Here is a 1,755-nt window from a genome sequence, read left to right as displayed (position 1 = left end):
GGCACTGTGGATGGGAAGGGGATGCGGACTGGAATGGGGCCAACATGATTGCCAAGCTTGGGGCTGTCGTAAACCAGCCTAGAGGCCCGTGGTTGGCTTGCCAACTGCAGGGCTACCGAAAGCCCGCCCCGTACTGCGAAGCAGTCAGGGCCGGGTAGTTTACTTAAGGATCAATTGAGAGATCCGATAGACATGAACAAGCTCAGCCAACGGCTAGCGACTGCGCAAGAAAGTCTCAATGCCATCGGCAATGGCCCGCGCCAAAATAGCCTGATATTCGGCAGTAGCCAATTTTCGCCCTTCGGTTGGGTTGGTTACGTATCCCAACTCCAGCAGCACGGAGGGCATACCCACAGGTGTTTCCCGCACCACAAAAAAGCGGGCTCGTCTCACCCCTCGGTCAGCAGCACCGGTGGCCCTGACCAAGCTGCGGTGCAAGATGGCGGCCAGCTCGGCGCTATCGGGTCGCAGGTAATAGGTCTCGATGCCGTGAATGCCGGAGCGATCCAGGGCGTTGGCATGAATGCTCACCAGCAGGGCAGCATTGGCCTGAACGGCCATATCCACCCGCGGTTGCAGCAGCACTTCCCGGTCATCGGTGCGGGTCATCACCACCCCGTACCCCCGCTCCTGCAGCAGTCGTTGCACCTGGTGGGCAACGGAGAGCACGATGTCCTTCTCCTGGATCCCATCCACCCCGATGGCACCGGGATCCCGTCCCCCGTGGCCGGGGTCGATGGCAATGACCGTCCGGTTCAGAGATTGGGGGGTGGAAGGGGAGGCAGGGCCGGGCGTCTGCGGCTGAGGTATTGGTGGAGGAGCATTCAGAGGTCGCAGCTCCAAGGTAATGCGGCGGGATCCCTGGCCGGGGTTGGGCTCGAAGACATTGAACTCCTCGGCGGGCTGCACCAGAATGCTGACCGTGCGGGCATCTTCCTGGACAAAGCGGATCCGCTCCACCGGCCCTCCAACCGGCAAGCCGGGATCCGGCATAGACTGGGGCAGGCGAGCGGGCGCCACGTTGATGCGGTAGCCACCACTCTCGGGATCCCAGCCGGCCCGGTAGAACATGAATCCATCGGCGCTGATGATCAACCGGTTGCCCTGGAGCTGAACCGATTGCAACGTGGCCAGCGGCCCACTGCTGTTGACAGAGCTGACCTCGGGCAAAAGGCTGGCCTGGGCAGCACCGCCGGCAGGCTGGATCCAGATCCCACCCCGCTGTGGGTCGTAGCGGGCTTCCCAATCGCCACCGGAGGAATCCACATCCAGCACCACCCGAGCAATGGTGGGCTCAAATTGCCCGATCCGTAGCCGCGCAACCCCCAGACGGTTGACGATGTAGACTCGCTGGGTGAGGGCAGGGCTGAGGGTGGTGTTGAGAAAATCCACCACTACCCGATCCGGATCGAGGATGCGCCGCACCGTAGTGGAGGGGCTGCCTTGGGTACGGATGAAAAAGCCTTCTGCTTGCGGGGATACCTCTAAAATTTGATGGCCGGAGCGAGGAGATGGGGTGGGTGCCGGGCGTCGGGGAGGCAGTGTCGGCAAAGGCGGGGACGGCGGGAAGGGATCCCTGGAACCTCCCAATAAGCCGGCAGATGAAGGGGGAGAAGAAGAGAGAGATCCGGCCTGGGTGAATTGAACAGCCCAGCGGGAGGGGCCGGCGGTGAGCAGTTGCAGTTGGTTGAGGCTGAGAGGCTGATCCGGCTGCAGATACAGCACAAAGGGGGTAATGGTATCCGTAAGCTGGCT

1 protein-coding gene and 1 pseudogene are annotated in these 1,755 nt (G+C 62.3%); one reads left to right on the top strand and one right to left on the bottom strand.

Translation table 11 applies throughout. The features are described from left to right. Positions 1–158, top strand: a pseudogene (locus NW838_RS15635) (RNA-guided endonuclease TnpB family protein); the annotation flags it as partial. A gap of 55 nt (positions 159–213) precedes the next feature. Here the strand turns inward: NW838_RS15635 and NW838_RS15630 are convergent. Beyond that, a partial coding sequence (locus tag NW838_RS15630; RefSeq protein WP_414428353.1) for an N-acetylmuramoyl-L-alanine amidase occupies positions 214–1,755 on the bottom strand: 1,542 nt, incomplete at its 5' end.

The sequence above is a fragment of the Synechococcus sp. R55.2 genome (genome assembly GCF_047462075.1).
GTDB lineage: Bacteria > Cyanobacteriota > Cyanobacteriia > Thermostichales > Thermostichaceae > Thermostichus.
This window is presented reverse-complemented; position numbering and strand designations above follow the sequence as displayed.